Annotated in this window: 13 protein-coding genes; 2 read left to right on the top strand and 11 right to left on the bottom strand. The window is 63.0% G+C overall.

What is annotated here, in order from left to right:
- Positions 1-96 precede the first annotated feature (96 nt).
- The 7 genes from CCR96_RS25025 to CCR96_RS04890 form a co-directional block, all read right to left on the bottom strand.
- On the bottom strand, positions 97-273 hold the full coding sequence (locus tag CCR96_RS25025) for a type II toxin-antitoxin system HicA family toxin (RefSeq protein ID WP_201218062.1): 177 nt from the start codon (positions 271-273) through the stop codon (positions 97-99).
- Between the two features lie 112 nt (positions 274-385).
- On the bottom strand, positions 386-598 hold the full coding sequence (locus CCR96_RS04915; RefSeq protein WP_201218058.1) for a type II toxin-antitoxin system HicB family antitoxin: 213 nt from the start codon (positions 596-598) through the stop codon (positions 386-388).
- 142 nt (positions 599-740) lie between these two features.
- The gene (locus CCR96_RS04910; RefSeq protein WP_201218053.1) at positions 741-2,315 is read right to left on the bottom strand and encodes an AAA family ATPase; all 1,575 of its coding nucleotides are present in this window, start codon (positions 2,313-2,315) and stop codon (positions 741-743) included.
- A 151-nt stretch (positions 2,316-2,466) separates the two neighbouring features.
- A complete protein-coding gene (locus tag CCR96_RS04905) occupies positions 2,467-4,041 on the bottom strand; it encodes an AAA-like domain-containing protein (protein WP_201218047.1) in 1,575 nt (524 codons plus the stop codon).
- 132 nt (positions 4,042-4,173) lie between these two features.
- On the bottom strand, positions 4,174-5,985 hold the full coding sequence (locus tag CCR96_RS04900) for an AAA family ATPase (protein WP_201218035.1): 1,812 nt from the start codon (positions 5,983-5,985) through the stop codon (positions 4,174-4,176).
- Between the two features lie 151 nt (positions 5,986-6,136).
- Positions 6,137-7,711: an AAA-like domain-containing protein gene (locus CCR96_RS04895; RefSeq protein ID WP_201218244.1), complete on the bottom strand. Its 1,575-nt coding sequence runs from the start codon at positions 7,709-7,711 to the stop codon at positions 6,137-6,139.
- 146 nt (positions 7,712-7,857) lie between these two features.
- Positions 7,858-8,580 carry a uracil-DNA glycosylase family protein gene (locus CCR96_RS04890; RefSeq protein ID WP_201218025.1) on the bottom strand — a complete coding sequence of 241 codons (723 nt, stop codon included), beginning with the start codon at positions 8,578-8,580 and terminating at the stop codon, positions 7,858-7,860.
- A gap of 356 nt (positions 8,581-8,936) precedes the next feature.
- Between CCR96_RS04890 and CCR96_RS04885 the strand changes: the two genes are divergently transcribed.
- Together CCR96_RS04885 and CCR96_RS04880 are read left to right on the top strand one after the other, a co-directional pair.
- Positions 8,937-9,530, top strand: a complete 594-nt coding sequence (locus CCR96_RS04885; protein ID WP_201218020.1) for an OmpA family protein — start codon at positions 8,937-8,939, stop codon at positions 9,528-9,530.
- A gap of 144 nt (positions 9,531-9,674) precedes the next feature.
- Positions 9,675-10,244: an OmpA family protein gene (locus tag CCR96_RS04880; protein WP_201218016.1), complete on the top strand. Its 570-nt coding sequence runs from the start codon at positions 9,675-9,677 to the stop codon at positions 10,242-10,244.
- A gap of 64 nt (positions 10,245-10,308) precedes the next feature.
- Here the strand turns inward: CCR96_RS04880 and CCR96_RS04875 are convergent, their stop codons facing one another.
- The 4 genes from CCR96_RS04875 to acnA form a co-directional block, all read right to left on the bottom strand.
- Positions 10,309-11,517, bottom strand: a complete 1,209-nt coding sequence (locus CCR96_RS04875; protein ID WP_201218015.1) for a cupin domain-containing protein — start codon at positions 11,515-11,517, stop codon at positions 10,309-10,311.
- A gap of 104 nt (positions 11,518-11,621) precedes the next feature.
- Positions 11,622-12,545: a DMT family transporter gene (locus tag CCR96_RS04870; RefSeq protein WP_201218014.1), complete on the bottom strand. Its 924-nt coding sequence runs from the start codon at positions 12,543-12,545 to the stop codon at positions 11,622-11,624.
- 84 nt (positions 12,546-12,629) lie between these two features.
- The gene (purB, locus tag CCR96_RS04865) at positions 12,630-13,997 is read right to left on the bottom strand and encodes an adenylosuccinate lyase (protein WP_201218010.1); all 1,368 of its coding nucleotides are present in this window, start codon (positions 13,995-13,997) and stop codon (positions 12,630-12,632) included.
- An 18-nt stretch (positions 13,998-14,015) separates the two neighbouring features.
- On the bottom strand, positions 14,016-16,682 hold the full coding sequence (acnA, locus tag CCR96_RS04860) for an aconitate hydratase AcnA (RefSeq protein WP_201218005.1): 2,667 nt from the start codon (positions 16,680-16,682) through the stop codon (positions 14,016-14,018).
- Positions 16,683-16,969 lie beyond the last annotated feature (287 nt).

Genomic DNA, 16,969 nt, shown 5'->3' with positions numbered 1-16,969 from the left:
CAGTTGCACGATGCGATCGCTTCTAATCTGCTTGGCAATGAAGGGACGCAGATTTTGCGCACTCAAAAGATCAGTATGACGCCGTTTCGAGATCGTTCATAAATCCTCTGGTTTCAAGCCAGTGTGTTTGGCCATTCGGGCCAGCATCCTAGGCCCGATTTCTTCGCGATCGTGAAACGCGAACACGACATCTGGATAGCCATCACGTTCGAGCGTTTTGTGCGATGAGTGTTGTCTTTTGACACGCCAGCCAATGCACAATAATGCGGCCAAAACGCGCTTAGCAACTGTCCATCAACTTCTTCCCGATTTGAGGGCCCGTGGTGGGCGATTATCGGGAAGTAAAAAATGGGCAGCCACTTAGCCTTCGTGGATGGCCAAACACTCATGCGGCGGCGGCCACCATGATGGAGATGTTCGTGGGTTGGGCTTCGTCGTGTTCGAGGCGATCCGCGAGGACGCGCAATGCCAGAATTTCAGCCTTGGTGATGGCCTCTTCGCGTGAATCGGCATAGACCATGACGCCAGGCAATTCAGGCACCTCGGCCAGCCAGCGTCCATCGTCTTCCTGCTCGCTGTCCAGAGTTAGGGTTGTCATATGCGGCAACTGCGTGCTGGGTTAGGCTTTCGTATCAGCTCTGCATGCTACGCGAAAGCCGGGATATCGCCAACGGCGGAAGGCCTGCGCCACTCTTGCGAAAATCCCCCTTTTCGCGGCCATGGCGCCATGAGCCTCGAGCTCAGGCCCGAATCACCTGAATCCGACGGCCACCTGGGCTAAGTGCCTCGTCAACGCGGGTGCGCTCCTCGATCGGCGGCTGTCCGCTGCGACGATCGAAGAGCACCAGCCAGCCGCTATCCAGCCCCAATCCGGCCAGATAGCCATCGAGCTGCTCGAGCCCTTGCGCGAGCGGATCGGGCCGGCCATCGCGCCAGACCTTGAGCTCGATGCCGAGCGTCACTTCGCCATAACGCAGGCACAGATCCATGCGGCCGGCGCCGATGGCATATTCACGCTCTAGAGTGCCGCCGCCGTTGACCACCCGGTGCAGAAAGGCCATCAGTACCAGATGCGGGGCGATCTCATGATAGGGGGCGCTTTTCAGCAGCGGCTCGCCGTGCTGGCGCCAGAAGTCGAGGAAGGCGGTGAGCAGTCGCGGCGGGTCGAGCTGGCCTTGGTCATCGAGCCAGGTTGGGCTGATCTGGGGTAGCGAGGCCTGAGGCACCAAGGCCAAGGTGCGCGGTAGGACCTCGCGGTAGATCGGATTCGCGATCTCGATGCCGCCACCCCCGCGCTGGCGCAACAGCCCGAGATCGATCAGATACTCAAGATCGCTGAGCGGCAGTTGCTCCAGCGACTCACCGGCCAGCATTGGTTCGATGATGCGCCGCACCCGCTCCTCGCGCAGCTTATCGGCAAGCTGATCGAGATGGGTGACGCGATTGAGGATCAGATGTTCCTTGGCCGCCTCGATCATCGCCGCATCGATCGGTCGGGTGCGATCGCGTCCCTCGCGGGAGCGGAAACAGGCCTGATAGGCCAGCGCGTTGACCAGCCAGGGCTGACCTTGGGTCAGGGTCCAGACCTGTTGCAGCGCCTCCGGGGTGAAGACCTGACCGGTCTCTTGGGTATGTTCTTGCAGCAGGGTACGGGTGTCCGCCTCGCTGAAATCGCCCAGGCGCAAGGATTCGGCCTTGATGTTGAAGGCGCTGCCGCCGGTGATCGGCGCCGCCTCGGAGCGGGCATGGATGCGATAGTCGCGCAGATCGCGCACGCCGCACAGCACCAGGCTGCTGGGGAAGGCCTTTGGGCGCTTGGTATAACCGGCGCGTAACTGACGCAGCAGCGAGATCAGGGTGTCGCCGACCAGGGCATCGACCTCATCGAGCAGGAGCACGAGCGGAGCGTCTAGGCGCGCGCACCAGCGGCTCAAAAAGACTCCCAGCGCCGAGCCAGGTGGCGTGTCTGCGAGCACCTCGCGGGCCAGGGCTGGGGCTTGGGTATCCGCGACGCCATCGCTGGCCCAGGTGGCGATGTCGGTGACGATGGTCGCCATCGCCGGCTCGATGCGCTCGCGATAGGCCTGCGCGCCTTCCAGGTTGGCATACACCGCTCGATACTGTCCCTCGCGGTTCAGCTGCGCCATCAGCGCCAGCAAGCAGGAGGTCTTGCCGGTTTGGCGTGGGGCGTGGAGCAGGAAGTATTTCTTTTGCTCAATCAGTGCGATGACCTCATCGAGGTGCCAACGCTGGAGCGGCGGTAGCAGGTAATGCAGATCGGCCCGCACCGGCCCTTCGGTATTGAAAAAGCGCATGGCCTTAGTGCCCTCATTGATCGCTGCTGAACGCTGCTGAACGATCAAGCATAGCAGTGCCCGCTAACCGTCGTAGCCCTCCGGGCCAAAGCACCCAAACGCGCTGCCTATCCAGACTGAGCGGCTCGGCCGGCGCGCTCCAGCGTCGCGATCAGGCCCGAATCACCTGAATCCGACGGCCATCTGGGCTAAGTGCCTCGTCAACGCAGGTGCGCTCCTCGATCGGCGGCTGTCCGCTGCGACGATCGAAGAGCACCAGCCAGCCGCTATCCAGCCCCAATCCGGCCAGATAGCCATCGAGCTGCTCGAGCCCTTGCGCGAGCGGATCAGGTCGCCCATCGCGCCAGACCTTCAGTTCAATGCCGAGCGTGATCGCGCCATGGCGCAGGCACAGATCCATGCGGCCGGCGCCGATGGCGTACTCGCGCTCTAAGCTGCCACCGCCGTTGACCACTCGGTGCAGAAAGGCCATCAGGACCAGATGCGGGGCGATCTCATGATAGGGGGCGCTTTTCAGCAGCGGCTCGCCGTGCTGGCGCCAGAAGGCGAGGAAGGCGGTGAGCAGTCGCGGCGGGTCGAGCTGGCCTTGGTCATTGAGCCAGGTTGGGCTGATCTGGGGTAGCGAGGCCTGAGGCACCAAGGCCAAGGTGCGCGGCAACACCTCGCGGTAGATCGGATTGGCGATCTCGATGCCACCACCACCGCGCTGGCGCAGCAGCCCGAGATCGATCAGATACTCAAGATCGCTGAGCGGCAGTTGCTCCAGCGACTCACCGGCCAGCATCGGCTCAATGATGCGCCGCACCCGCTCCTCGCGCAGCTTATCGGCAAGCTGATCGAGATGGGTGACGCGATTGAGGATCAGATGCTCCTTGGCCGCCTCGATCATCGCCGCGTCGATCGGCCGGGTGCGATCGCGTCCCTCGCGGGAGCGGAAACAGGCCTGATAGGCCAGCGCATTGACCAGCCAGGGCTGACCTTGGGTCAGGGTCCAGACTCGTTGCAGCGCCTCCGGCGTGAAGACCTGACCGGTCTCTTGGGTATGTTCTTGCAGCAAGGTCCGCGTGTCCGCCTCGGAGAAATCGCCCAGGCGCAAGGACTCAGCCTTGATGTTGAAGGCGCTGCCGCCGGTGATCGGCGCCGCCTCGGAGCGGGCATGGATGCGATAGTCGCGCAGATCGCGCACGCCGCAGAGGATGACCGTGTTGGGGAAGGCTTGCGGACGCTGCGAATAGCCGGCGCGCAGTTGGCGTAGCAGGGCGACGAGGGTGTCGCCGACGAGCGCATCGACCTCGTCGAGCAACAGCACGGCCGGGCGCGCGTCGGCGCTGGCCCAAGTCGCCAAGAGCCGCAACAGACGATCTTCCGCGGCCAGGTTCGATCCAACGGTCTGATTCCAAGCATCGATGCTCGGATCATCGAGGTCAAACGCAATCGAACGTCCCAGCACGCTACAGATGGCCGCCATGCCGCGGACGACATCCTCGCGGGTGGTCTGCGCTACCTCCAGATTGGCGTAGACCGCTCGATAGCGCCCCTCGCGGTTCAGATGCGCCATCAACGCCAGCAAGCAGGAGGTCTTGCCGGTCTGGCGCGGGGCGTGGAGCAGGAAGTATTTCTTCTGCTCGATCAGCGCTAGCACCTCGTCCAGATCCCAGCGCTGGAGCGGCGGTAGCAGGTAATGCAAATCGGCCCGCACCGGCCCTTCGGTATTAAAAAAACGCATCGTCACCTAGCACCTGATTGATCGCGGTCGAGCGCTCAAGCATAGCAGTGCCCGCTAACCGTTGTAGCGCCCGAGCCGAAGTCCCTCAACAGGCTGCCTATCCGGGCTGAGCGCCTCGGCGACGCGAGCCGATCAGGACGCGGTTGCTCGCCCAGGCACCGATGCCCAAACGAAGCGCAACAGTCCGATACAGACTACGGCATGGGTCTGCAGCTTGAGCGCTGCGCCATAGATGGCCTGCAGCCGCTCGCGATAGACCGCCAGTTGGGCGTTGGCCTCGGCGAGTCGGCTGGCGATCTCTGGGCGCGCACGCAGTTGCTCGATCGGCAGCTTGGCCAGCGTCTCGCTGTCGAGGCCGGGCAGGTCGGCAAGCTTTAGGTGCTTGAACTCAATCAGATGATCGAGAAAGCCATAGGGGCGCGCATCCGGTCGCACGATCATCGACAGATCACAGTAACCGCGTCCGATGGCGGTTTCTGAGTCCATGATGTAGCCCAGATCATCGAACAGCGTGACGAGAAAGGCGGTCTTGACCACCAGCTCGTTCGACCAGCGCAGATCGCGATTGTCGAAGACCGGCAGAAAACGCTGCTCAATGAATTCACAAACAGGCCCGATCTCGCCCTCGGCATAGAGGCCGTTGCAGACCGCGCGGCGTTCGCGGTCGAGATGAAAACCCGGCAGCAGCGACTCCTGAATGCGCTCGACATAGAGTTTGCGCACCACCAGGTTGGGGATCACCAGTTGCAATTGCCGCAAGCGTCCGTGCCCGCCATAGGTCAGGACGCCAAAGAAATACAGCAGCGAGGCGAGGAAGCGCTCGGTCTGGGGCGCGCGCAGCATGCGCTCGACGCCAAAGCGCCGTTCCAGCTTCTCGACCCTGAGCGGATCACCGCGATCCAGGGCCGCGGTCACCACGGATTGGCCATGGGGGAGTTGGGCGATATAGTCGATGCGGTTGCGATCCATCGCCAGATTGTTGTCGAGCATCTCTTCTGGGTAGCGGCAAGACCCGGCCAGATGCTCAAAGAAATAGAGCGCGAGCGTGGGGTTATAGATTTGCCCGCCCTCAGGTGTTAAGGAGAAGTTATAGCCGTTGTAAAACGCCCGCATCAGGTCAAGCGCTTCTTTGGCTTGTGCGGCGGGCAGTCCGCACTCGGCGATGATTTGATCAAGGACGACCGCGATTTCAGACTCATGAAAGCCGCACAGATCCGCCAGCTCGGGTTCGAGCGTGATGTCCTTGGCGACGTTGTAGCCGCTGGTGATATCCGCCAGCACCACTGGTGAGACCCCGGTGATGAAGACCCGGTCGAGCGCGCCGCCTTCAGCAGCATCCTTGACCGCCTTGAAGACCGTCTTGATGGCGCCCTCACCACCAACGAGGGCGTTGTAGCGCTCCTCGCCGCGATCGCGGCTGACCAGCACCTCGTTGGCGAAGTTGTCGTACTCGTCGATCAGCAAGTAAAGGGGATGCGGGCTCTTACCCACGGCGGCGAGCAGGGACTGGAAAGAGGCCAAGGCATCGCCCTGGATCTCGACCGGCTGCGGCAAGCGATCAGCATAACGCGACACCAGCGTGGCGATTCGCCCATTGATATGCCGGTAGAGCGCCCCCCGAATGGCCTCGGCATCGCCCATGGGATCCACCGTGGAGAAGTTCCACTTCATGATGAAGTAGCGATTGCGTCGCACGGTCGGCGCTCGACCGATGGCCAGATGGCCAAACAGCGTCTCGAATTCGTCGGCACGGGCGAGATCGTAGTAGTGCTCGAGCGTCGACAGCCACAACGACTTGCCGAAGCGACGCGGGCGCAGCAGCAGGAGCTGCCGACCGATGCGCTCCATGGTCGCGATGCGGTCGGTGCGGTCGATGTAGAGCGCGCCGTCGTCGTGAATAGCGCGGAAGTTGGCGATGCCGTAAGGGAAGCAGAGGCGGGTCATCTGCGGGCGTTCTCTGATTCGGATGCCATCTGCTCAGGATAGCCGGCGGATCGACGGTTTGGCCATTGCACTTGGACTGGATAGGTCACTCGGTGCCCTGGTGCCCCGGTGCCCTGGTGCTCTGGTTGCCTTGGTGACTTGGGCACCGGGCTCAGGCCCTGATCACCTGAATGCATCGCCCACCTGGGCTGACAGCCTCGTCAACGCGGGTGCGCTCCTCGATCGGCGGCTGTCCACTGCGGCGATCGAAGAGCACCAGCCAGCCGCTTTTAAGCCCCAATCCGGCCAGATAGCCATCGAGCTGCTCGAGCCCTTGCGCGAGCGGATCGGGACGCCCATCACGCCAGACCTTCAGCTCGATGCCGAGCGAGACCGCGCCATGGCGCAGGCACAGATCCATGCGTCCGGCGCCGATGGCGTACTCGCGCTCTAAGCTGCCACCGCCGTTGACTACCCGGTGCAGAAAGGCCATCAGCACCAGATGCGGGGCGACCTCATGATAGGGGGCGCTTTTCAGCAGCGGCTCGCCGTGCTGACGCCAGAAGTCGAGGAAGGCGGCGAGCAGCCGCTGTGGGTCGAGCTGGCCCCGCTCATCGAGCCAGGTTGGGTTGATCTGGGGCAGGGAATCCTGCGGGCCGAGCGCCAACATGCGCGGCAAGACTTCGCGATAGATCGGATTGGCGATCACCAAGCCACCGCCAGCCGCACGGCGCAGCAGGCCGAGATCGACCAGATAGTCGCGATCGTCCAAGGGCACGTTGTCGAGCGACTCGCCCGCCAGCATCGGTTCGATGATGCGCCGTACCCGCTCCTCGCGCAGCTTGTCGGCGAGCTGATCGAGATGGGTGACGCGATTGAGGATCAGACGCTCCTTGGCCGCCTCGATCATCGCCGCGTCGATCGGCCGGGTGCGATCGCGTCCCTCGCGGGAGCGGAAACAGGCCTGATAGGCCAGTGCGTTGACCAGCCAGGGCTGACCTTGGGTGAGCGTCCAGACCTGCTGCAGCGCCTCCGGGGTGAAGACCTGACCGGTCTCTTGGGTATGTTCTTGCAGCAAGGTCCGCGTGTCCGCCTCGGAGAAATCGCCCAAGCGCAAGGACTCAGCCTTGATGTTGAAGGCGCTGCCGCCGGTGATCGGCGCCGCCTCGGAGCGGGCATGGATGCGATAGTCGCGCAGATCGCGCACGCCGCACAGGATGACCGTGTTGGGGAAGGCTTGCGGACGCTGCGAATAGCCGGCGCGTAGTTGGCGCAGCAGGGCGACAAGGGTGTCGCCGATCAGTGCGTCGACCTCGTCGAGTAGCAGCACCACGGGGGTCTGGCTGTTGGCGCTCCAGGCTTCGAGCAAGCCAGTGAGCACGCCATCGATGCCACGCGCTTGCCAGGCACGTTCGGTCCAGTCGTGAAGACGCTCATCACCGAGATAGAGACGGGCGGCGGCCTCGATGGTACCGCAGATCGTGCGCATGCCGCGGGCGACATCCTCGCGCGCGGTCTGCGCCCCTTCGAGATTCGCATACACTGCTTGGTAACGGCCATCCTGGTTCAGATGCGCCATCAACGCCAGCAAGCAGGAGGTCTTGCCGGTCTGACGCGGGGCGTGGAGCAGGAAGTACTTCTGCTGTTCGATCAGCGCCTGCACCTCGTCCAGATCCCAGCGCTGGAGCGGTGGCAGTAGGTAATGCAGATCGGTCCGCACCGGCCCCTCGGTATTGAAAAAGCGCATCGTCAAACAGTTCACCACTCAGCGATCCCAAGGGCTGAAGCATGGCAATCCCCGCTAACAGTCATTGCGCTCAGGCCCGAGTCACCCCCCATGCGCTGTCCATCCATGCGGGTTCTTGAACTCCGAGCGGCAAGTAGATGATGGTCTCAATAGCTGCCTGGCAGCGGGATGCCAAGCCGCGACAAACCTCGCTCGGCCTGGCCTACCCAATCCCGATTCGCAGCCGGACTGGCCGGACTCGGATGCAGGATGCGGCCGATCTTCACATCATGTCCGGCCAACGCTGCGCGTGCCCGATCCTCGGCGAAGCGACCGATACCCACCAGACATTCAGGCTCCAGCAGGTCGACCGTCGCCCTGAGCGCCTGATCACAGGCCGCAAACAACGGCGCTTGTTCGTCGGCAGGCAAGGCGTCAGGCGTCAGATTGCGCCCGGTCTCGGTCATGAACACCAACGGACAATAGTTGGCGACGAAGAACTGCGCGAAGAAACGCTCGGGCGTCCCGAAACGCGCCCGCGCCCAGCCCCAGAGACGCTGACCGCTGACCTCCCGGCGCGGACATTGGAAACCGAGCACTGGGCGCTTTGGATGCTGTGCTGGCGGTACCGCCACCGGTGCCTCGATACCGAGCCAATCGCGCACCATCTCCACATCACCAAAAGGGACGCCGGTCTGGGCCATGCCGAACGGGCCTGGGTTCATCCCCAGCAGTAAGAACGAGCGACGGCCCGCACCATAGCGTTCAAGGTAAGCCGCATGCGCATCCCAGGCATAGCAGAGCGGGTTATAGACTAATGCGACAGGCGCCGCGAAAGACAGCGCGGAGACCTCGGCAGCAAGCCTCTGCGCGGCATCATCCAGGCTCATGACAACTCCTGAGTGGTGAACCGAAGCACTTTCATGGTGAACCAACGCAACCGACCTCCGCCGGAAGCTCGAAGCAGTGCGAACCCGAGGACCAGTAACAGCAGCAAGTTCGCGACCTTTGATACAGATGTTGCAGATCCACAACTAGACGGTAAGCTAGTGTTCAAGCTGCACTACTATGGTATAGTTGGCTCATGACTGCGGTTTTTTCGCTTTTCCTGTTTCATTTTACCGACAACGCGCTATCATTGTTCCACGGCAGCAGTTGATTCGTCGACGCAAGATCATCGCCAGCTGCTGAAATTTCCTAAGGCCGTTCTCGAGTCTGCACCTCAAACTTTCGATAGGAGCCACTGATGTTCATCACCACGAAATCGTTCCGCGCCGCGGCGGTCGCCTGCACTGCAGCCGCAGCTCTGTTTATCGGCAGCACCGCTGTCGCCCAAGATCTTGAAGAGTCCTACTGGTACGCAGCAGGCGGCAAGAACTTCCCAGACGGTCAGCTGTGGGCAACCAGCTATGGCGAATGCTGGCAGAGCGCCTATCCTGACGGCCCGAATAACCTGCCGCCTTGCGAGCGCGAAATCATCGTGCCAGCTGAGATCACTGTGAAGCTGCTGTTCGAGTTCGACAAGTACCAGGTGCCAGAGACCGTGGTAAATCGCGAGGAACTCGCCGTGATCGATGATTACATTGCCAAGATTCAGGGTACGCCAGTCGAAGAATACGTGACCATCGTCGGCCACACCGACGCCAAAGGCTCGGACGCTTACAACATGGCGCTTGGCATGCGTCGTGCGGAGGCGGTTCGCAGCTACTTCATTGCCGAAGGTTACCCAGCACGCCTGCTGGCCCCCGCCGAGAGCCTCGGCAAGCGCGACCTGCTGCCGCAGTACAGCCCGTTCTCGGTCGAGCAGCGCCGCGTTGTGATCACCAAGGTCGACCAATAACCGCTCGCCTCTCATTGCGGAAGCTACGGCTCGACCGCGCAGAATGTCGAGCCTGCTCTTGCAAACTTCGCCTTGGGCAGAGATGAACAGCCGGTTAGCATGGTCTAACCGGCTTCTTTTTTGCGCTCCATCGGCCGCACTCCCATGAAGGTCTTTGTCACCTCAGTCATTGCCGCCTTCGTTGTCTGCAGCATGCTGGTCTTTGCCAGCGCCAGCTTCGCGGGATTCTCAAGCGGTACCGCGGAAGACTCACCAACGCCGGTCTCCTCAAGCTATTGGGGACCGGAGCCAGAGTTTGGCGATTGCTGGGAAGACCCAAACAGCAAGCGTCTACCAGAATGCGGTGCAGCGCGGGTGCCCGAACAACTCACGGTCAAGCTGCTGTTCGAGTTCGACAGGTACGTGGTTCCAGATACCGTGGTGAATCGCTCGGTGCTGGCGACCATTGATAGCTACATCGACAAGGTGAAGCGCTCGCCGGAGCAAGAATATATCACCATCGTCGGCCATACCGATGCCAGGGGCTCGGACGCCTACAACATGGCGCTTGGCATGCGCCGCGCGACCGCTGTGCGCAACTATTTCATCGCCGAGGGTTATCCACGGGACCTACTTGCGCCGGCGCAGAGCCGAGGCAAACGCGAGTTGCTCTCGAACTACAGCCCATTCTCGGTCGAGCAACGCCGCGTCGTCATCACCAAGAGCGATCGCTAGCGCCCAATTAGGGCGCCGGTCTGTGGTTGATCTCGCTTTGCCTCGCCCGCTGGAATCGGCTAGCTCAGGGTTCCTTCCCTTCTGGTAGCCAGTAGTGGCCGGCATTAAAAAGGTCAGTGATCAACCTCCTAGCGGCTGGATCGCGCAACCAACTACCAACCTGTTCAAGCTCCAGCGTCTGACGATTGGCCAAGAGCGAGAGCAGCGGCAACAGCTCGGCCGACAGCGAATGATGTTGGCCATTGGCGAACAGTGAGGCTTGGGCATCCGCGGCGACGGGCGCGGCGAAGAGTAAACGGGAGCGCCCGTCGCGCTCAAACCGCTGCGACGCCTTTAAGGCGGCAATGACCTCCACTTCGGCCCAAGATGGCTGACGCGACTCCAGCTCCAGATTGAGCTTTGGCTCGGTAAGCCAGGAGCCGAGCCAAGCGGCAAACGCATCAGCTCCAGCAGTAGCAATACCAGACTCAATTCGGCTGCGCATCGCCTTGATGCTGTCCTGATCCAACTCGGCTGGGTCCAAGGGTGGCGTCAAGCTGCGGTCCTGCCAGCGCCCTGGTGGCGTGAATCGGTCTGCGACCTGAGCAAGCCAATCATCCGCTAGCTCACGCCAAGCTGGGGCGCGCAGTCCCACCGACCAGGTTTGACAAGGTCCCTCAGCGATGCCCCAGTGCGGTACACCGGGCGGCAGATAGAGAATATCCCCCGGCTCGAGCAGCCACTCCTGGCTAGCCTGAAACTGCTGCAGGATGCGGATCTCGAGATCGGGGATCAGATCGAGCGGCTGCTCCGGAGCCGTCGTGATACGCCAGCGCCGACGGCCCTCGGCCTGAATCAGAAAGACATCGTAATCATCGACATGTGGGCCGACCGAACCCTGATCCTCAGCATGGCTAACCATGAGATCGTCGATGCGCCAGCGTGGCAGAAAATCGAAGCGCTCGAGCAAGGCGCCGATTTCAGGGATATGCTTATCAACATCCTGCACCAGCAGCGTCCAATGGCTCGGGGGCAAGGTGGCAAAGCGCTCGCTGTCGAAGGGTCCGTGTTGCACCTGCCACGGGCCCTGTTCCGCGCGCTCAAGGATGATCCGCGACTCGACATCCGGCTCACAGGCAAGGCCAGCGAGTTCGTCGCTGGGCAATGGATTCTCGAAGTCCGGCAAGGCTTGGCGCATCAGCAAGGGCTGGCGCTGCCAATAACGGACGAGAAAGGCCTGCGCGTCGATACCATTCGGAAACCGAAGCTCAGGGAAATCGGGCAGTGCGCTCATGAAACAGCCTTGTTGTTGGGTGGATTTTCGCCCCGGAGACTGGAAACGCCGAGCTATTATGCTCTAGAGATCGAGTGCCCGGAGAGTCTGTCACCAGCGGATCGCTACCTGGAGCCTGCATGTCCAGAGTCTGCATGCTCAGGGGCGAGGGCGGGATCGGAGTCGAACACTGGCTCGTCAGGCCGGAAGTCGCCTGAGCGACTCGCCAGCAGGCCGCCGATGGCGATTAACAGGCTGCCCAACACCAGCGTCAAGGTTAGCGGCTCAGCCCAGAACAGCCAGCCATAAACGGCGCCGAACACCACCGAGAAGTAACCAAAGGCGCCCATGCGTGAGGCAGACGCCAAGGAGAGACCATGCGTCAACGCCAACTGACCTAATGTTGCCGCAATGCCGATGCCGAGCAGCCCGAACAGCGCAATCAGGGTCGGCGTCTGCCAGTTCCAGAACAGCGGTAGCGCCGAGATCGAGACACCGATGAGCGCGAAGTAAAAGACGATGCGTCCGGTGGGCTCGCTGCGCGCGAGTCGACGCACCGTGACCTTAGCCACCGCCGCGAGTACCCCACCCAACAATCCGATCATCGCCACCGGCGACACTCCAGCCCAATGCCTGTCCGGATCGGGCTCCAAGATCAGGATCACGCCGGCAAAGCCAATCCCAAGCGCCACCCAAAGCAGGCCGGTCACTCGCTCATGCAGCCAGGCGATGGCGATGAGCGGGATAAAGATCGGCGCCGTCAGCTTAAGCAGCATGGCCTCAGCCAAGGGCAGTTTGGCAATCGCGAAGTAGAAGCAATACATGGCACCGATGCCCGCCACCGCGCGCAGCAGGTGCAAGCCAGGTAGCCTGGTTTTCACATCGCCAACGCCATGGCGCAGCAGCCAGGGCGCGATTAACATCAGGCCGATCAGATTGCGGCCGAACACAACCATTGCGTTCGGCAATTCGGTCGAGACAAGACGAATCCCGACCCCCATCGACGCAAAGCAGAACTCACCGAGCACGATGAAGGCCGCTCCCAGCATCAGGTGCTGGGGCCGGCGATCACCGCCATGGGGTTGCCTGACCGATCGTGATGGCACGCGAGATTCAGGCCACGGGCCCCCGGCCTAGATCGCCCGCGCCTGTTCCGCCGCATTGCCGATGTAATGCGCCGGCGTCAACGCGCGCAGCTCGGCCTTCGCCGCCTCGGGGATCTCCAGGGTCTCGACGAAGGCCGCCAACGCCTCTGGTCCAATCCGCTGCCCACGGGTCAGCGCCTTGAGCTTCTCATAGGGTTGCTCGACGCCATGGCGGCGCATCACCGTTTGGATCGGCTCGGCGAGCACCTCCCAGTTGGCGTCCAGATCGGCCGCCAGCTGTGCGGCGTTGGCCTCCAGCTTCCCGGTCCCCTTGAGCGCCGCATCGAGCGCGATCAGCGTATGCGCAATCGCCACACCGAGATTGCGCAGCACGGTCGAATCGGTCAGATCGCGCTGCCAACGCGAGATCGGCAGCTTCGCCGAGAGATGATCAAAGAGCGCATTGGCGATGCCGAGATTGCCCTCGGCATTCTCGAAATCGATCGGATTGACCTTATGCGGCATGGTCGATGAGCCGACCTCGCCCTCAACCCTGCGCTGCTTGAAGTAGCCGAGCGAGATATAGCCCCAGATGTCTCGGCAGGCGTCGATCAACACGGTATTGAAGCGACCGATGGCATCGAACAGCTCGGCCATGCCGTCGTGCGGCTCGATCTGGATGGTATAGGGATTCCAGTCCAGGCCGAGCGACTCGACGAACTGACGCGCGAAATCCGGCCAATCCAGCGCTGGATAGGCGACCAGATGGGCATTGTAGTTACCCACCGCGCCGTTGATCTTGCCAAGCAGCGTGACGGCGGCGACGGACTGGCGCTGCCGCCGCAGCCGATGCACGATGTTCGCCAATTCCTTGCCAAGCGTGGTCGGCGAGGCCGGCTGGCCATGGGTGCGCGAGAGCATCGGCCGTTCGGCATGGCAGTGCGCCAGCGTGCGCAGCGCCTCGATCAGCGCATCCATGCGCGGCAGCAGCAGATGATCACGCCCCTCCTTGAGCATCAGCCCGTGCGCGAGGTTGTTGATGTCCTCGGAGGTGCAAGCGAAGTGGATGAATTCCGACACCGCCGCCAGCTCGGGCTGGTCGGCGACGCGCTCCTTGAGGAAATATTCGACCGCCTTGACGTCATGATTGGTGGTGCGCTCGATCGCCTTGATGCGCGCGGCGTCCTCGACCGAGAACTCGCCGCCGATCGCATCGAGCCGTTGCTGGGCATCGTTCGACAACGCCGGCACCTCGGCGATCTCGGGACACTCGGCGAGTGCCTTCAGCCAGGCGATCTCGACCACGACCCGATGCCGGATCAGCCCGAATTCGCTGAAGATCGAGCGCAGATCAGCGGTCTTGGCGCCATAGCGGCCATCGATCGGCGAGATGGCGGTGAGCGAGGATAACTCCATGAGGGTCACGCGCTCCGCTCAGGCCGCCGCCAGGCGCCGCAGCACATAGTGCAGGATGCCGCCGTTGCGGTAGTAATCGGCCTCGTTCGGGGTATCGATCCGGACCTTGGCCTGGAAGCGGACCTCACGGCCATTGGCATGGCTCGCGGTGACCTCGACCTGCTTGGCGTTGCCATCCTCGAGATCACCGATGCTGAACAGCTCGGTACCGGTCAGGCCAAGCGATTCGGCGCTCTCGCCGGGCTGGAACTGCAACGGCAAGATGCCCATGCACACCAGGTTGGTGCGATGGATGCGCTCATAGCTCTCGGCGATCACCGCGCGCACGCCGAGCAGCCGCGGCCCCTTCGCGGCCCAATCGCGCGAGGAGCCGGAGCCATATTCCTTGCCAGCGATCACCAGCACCGGCACGCCCTCGGCCTGATAGCGCATCGCCGCGTCGTAGATCGACTCCTGATCGCCGGACGGTTGATGAATGGTCACGCCGCCCTCGGTCCCGGGTGCCATGCGGTTGCGCAGCCGGATATTCGCGAAGGTGCCGCGCATCATCACCTGATGGTTGCCACGGCGCGAGCCGTAGGAGTTGAAGTCGCCCGGCGCCACACCCTGCTCGATCAGGTAACGCCCGGCCGGGCTGTCGGCCTTGATGCTGCCAGCCGGCGAGATGTGGTCCGTGGTCACCGAGTCACCGAGCACCGCCAGACAACGCGCGTCGCGGATCGGCCGAACCGGCTCCGGCTGCATCTGGATACCCTGGAAATAGGGCGGCTCCTGGATGTAGGTCGAACTTGGGTCCCAATCGAAGACCTTGCCGGCGGGCGCTTCGAGCGTCTGCCAATGGGCATCGCCAGCGAAGACATCGGCGTAGGTCGAGCGGAAATCGTCCTGGCCCAGGAAGCTCGCGACCGTGTCAGCGACCTCGCCTTGGGTCGGCCAGATGTCGCGCATGAACACCGGATTGCCGTCGGCGTCATCGGCGATCGGGTCGTTGTAAGGGTCGAAGCCCATGCGGCCGGCGAGCGCGTAGACCACCACCAGCGGCGGCGAGGCCAGGTAGTTCATCCTGACCTCGGGATGCACGCGGCCCTCAAAGTTGCGGTTGCCGGAGAGCACCGAGGCGACGGTCAGATCGCCGTCGCTGATCGCCTTCGAGACCTCCGGGCGCAAGGGGCCGGAGTTGCCGATACAGGTGGTGCAGCCGTAGCCGACGACATGGAAGCCGAGCTGCTTCAGCGGCCCCATCAGCCCAGCGGCCTCCAGATAGCGCGTCACCACCATCGAGCCCGGCCCGAGCGAGGTCTTGACCCAAGCCGGCACCTTGAGGCCGCGCGCGGCGGCCTTCTTCGCCACCAGTCCGGCGCCGAGCATCACGGTCGGGTTGGAGGTATTGGTGCAGGAGGTAATCGCCGCGATCACCACCGCGCCATCGCCGATCGCGACCTGCTCGCCATCGATCTCGGTGGTCACGGCGGGGCGGTCATCGACCCCGCGCTCGGCATTCTGCGTCTTCAGCGCGCCGGCGAAGCTGGCCTTGATCTCGGTCAGCGGCACCCGATCCTGCGGGCGCTTGGGGCCGGCGAGGCTCGGCACGATGCTGCCGATATCCAGCTCCAGGGTCTCGCTGAAGTCGGCCTCGAAGGTGCCATCGGCATCGAACATGCCCTGGGCCTTGGCATAGGCCTCGACCAGCGCGACTTGCTCATCGGAGCGGCCGGTGAGGCGCATGAAATCAAGCGTCTCATCATCGATCGGGAACAGGCCGCAGGTGGCGCCGTACTCGGGCGCCATGTTAGCGATAGTGGTGCGGTCACCCATCGGCAGGCTCTTCACCGCCGGGCCATAGAACTCGACCAGCTTGCCGACCACGCCGTGCTGGCGCAGTTGCTCGACGATGGTCAGCACCAGGTCGGTCGCGGTCGCGCCCTCCGGCAATCGCCCACTCAGCTTCACGCCGACCACCTGCGGGATCAGCATCGAGACCGGCTGACCGAGCATCGAGGCCTCGGCCTCGATCCCGCCGACACCCCAGCCCAGCACGCCGACCCCATTGATCATGGTGGTATGCGAATCGGTGCCGACCAGAGTATCGGGATAGGCCTGGAGCACGCCATTGACCTCGCGGCCGAAGACGACGCGCGCCAGATACTCGACGTTCACCTGATGCACGATGCCGGTATCCGGCGGCACCACCTTGAAGTCATCGAACGCCTGCTGGCCCCACTTCAGGAAGCGGTAGCGCTCACGGTTACGCGAGAACTCCAGCTGCGCATTCAGCTCGAGCGCGCTGTCGGAGCCATAGTTATCGACCTGCACCGAGTGATCGATGACCAGCTCGGCTGGCTGCAGCGGGTTGATCTTGTTCGGATCACCACCGAGCGCGCTCATCGCATCGCGCATCGCCGCCAGATCGACCACCGCCGGCACGCCGGTGAAGTCCTGCATCAGCACCCGCGCCGGGCGGTACTGGATCTCGCGATCCGGCTCCGCCTTCGGGGTCCAGTTGGCCAGCGCCTCGATATCGGCGCGCTTGACGGTCACGCCATCCTCATAGCGCAGCAGGTTCTCGAGCAGGATCTTGAGCGAGAACGGCAGCCGCGCACTGTTTGGCACCGCATCGACGCGGAAGATCTCATAGGATTTGCCGGCGGCGTCGAGACGGGCCTTGGACTTGAAGCTGTCGTGCATGAGGGGCTCCCGAAAATACGTTTACTGCAGAATTGAGACGATTCTAGCGAGGCAACGGCCGAATGACATCTTTATGACCCTGATCAGCGGGCGCGTGCCCCCTGCCTGAGAACCACAAGCGTGGCATTGAGCCACCTTCCCCACGTCTTCGTCTGCTCGAGGTGGCGAAGCGCGGCGAAACTCCGGTGCCGCATCGAGGGCAAAGCCATCGACGGGCTCTGCAACCACCGGCACCAAGCCGGCGCTCTCCTGAACATAACGCGCATGGCGCCGCGCCACCCCCAGCA

It is taken from the genome of Halochromatium roseum, assembly GCF_016653315.1.
Taxonomy (GTDB): domain Bacteria; phylum Pseudomonadota; class Gammaproteobacteria; order Chromatiales; family Chromatiaceae; genus Lamprobacter; species Lamprobacter roseus.
The sequence above is the reverse complement of the archived record's forward strand: the minus strand, read 5'-3'. Positions and strand labels throughout refer to the sequence as shown.

Coding starts and splice junctions, on each gene's coding strand:
- CCR96_RS04915 (WP_201218058.1), bottom strand. CDS start 598: ATGACAACCCTAACTCTGGACAGCGAGCAGGAAGACGATGGACGCTGG.
- CCR96_RS04910 (WP_201218053.1), bottom strand. CDS start 2,315: ATGCGCTTTTTCAATACCGAAGGGCCGGTGCGGGCCGATCTGCATTAC.
- CCR96_RS04905 (WP_201218047.1), bottom strand. CDS start 4,041: ATGCGTTTTTTTAATACCGAAGGGCCGGTGCGGGCCGATTTGCATTAC.
- CCR96_RS04900 (WP_201218035.1), bottom strand. CDS start 5,985: ATGACCCGCCTCTGCTTCCCTTACGGCATCGCCAACTTCCGCGCTATT.
- CCR96_RS04895 (WP_201218244.1), bottom strand. CDS start 7,711: ATGCGCTTTTTCAATACCGAGGGGCCGGTGCGGACCGATCTGCATTAC.
- CCR96_RS04890 (WP_201218025.1), bottom strand. CDS start 8,580: ATGAGCCTGGATGATGCCGCGCAGAGGCTTGCTGCCGAGGTCTCCGCG.
- CCR96_RS04885 (WP_201218020.1), top strand. CDS start 8,937: ATGTTCATCACCACGAAATCGTTCCGCGCCGCGGCGGTCGCCTGCACT.
- CCR96_RS04880 (WP_201218016.1), top strand. CDS start 9,675: ATGAAGGTCTTTGTCACCTCAGTCATTGCCGCCTTCGTTGTCTGCAGC.
- CCR96_RS04875 (WP_201218015.1), bottom strand. CDS start 11,517: ATGAGCGCACTGCCCGATTTCCCTGAGCTTCGGTTTCCGAATGGTATC.
- CCR96_RS04870 (WP_201218014.1), bottom strand. CDS start 12,545: ATGCTGGGAGCGGCCTTCATCGTGCTCGGTGAGTTCTGCTTTGCGTCG.
- purB (WP_201218010.1), bottom strand. CDS start 13,997: ATGGAGTTATCCTCGCTCACCGCCATCTCGCCGATCGATGGCCGCTAT.
- acnA (WP_201218005.1), bottom strand. CDS start 16,682: ATGCACGACAGCTTCAAGTCCAAGGCCCGTCTCGACGCCGCCGGCAAA.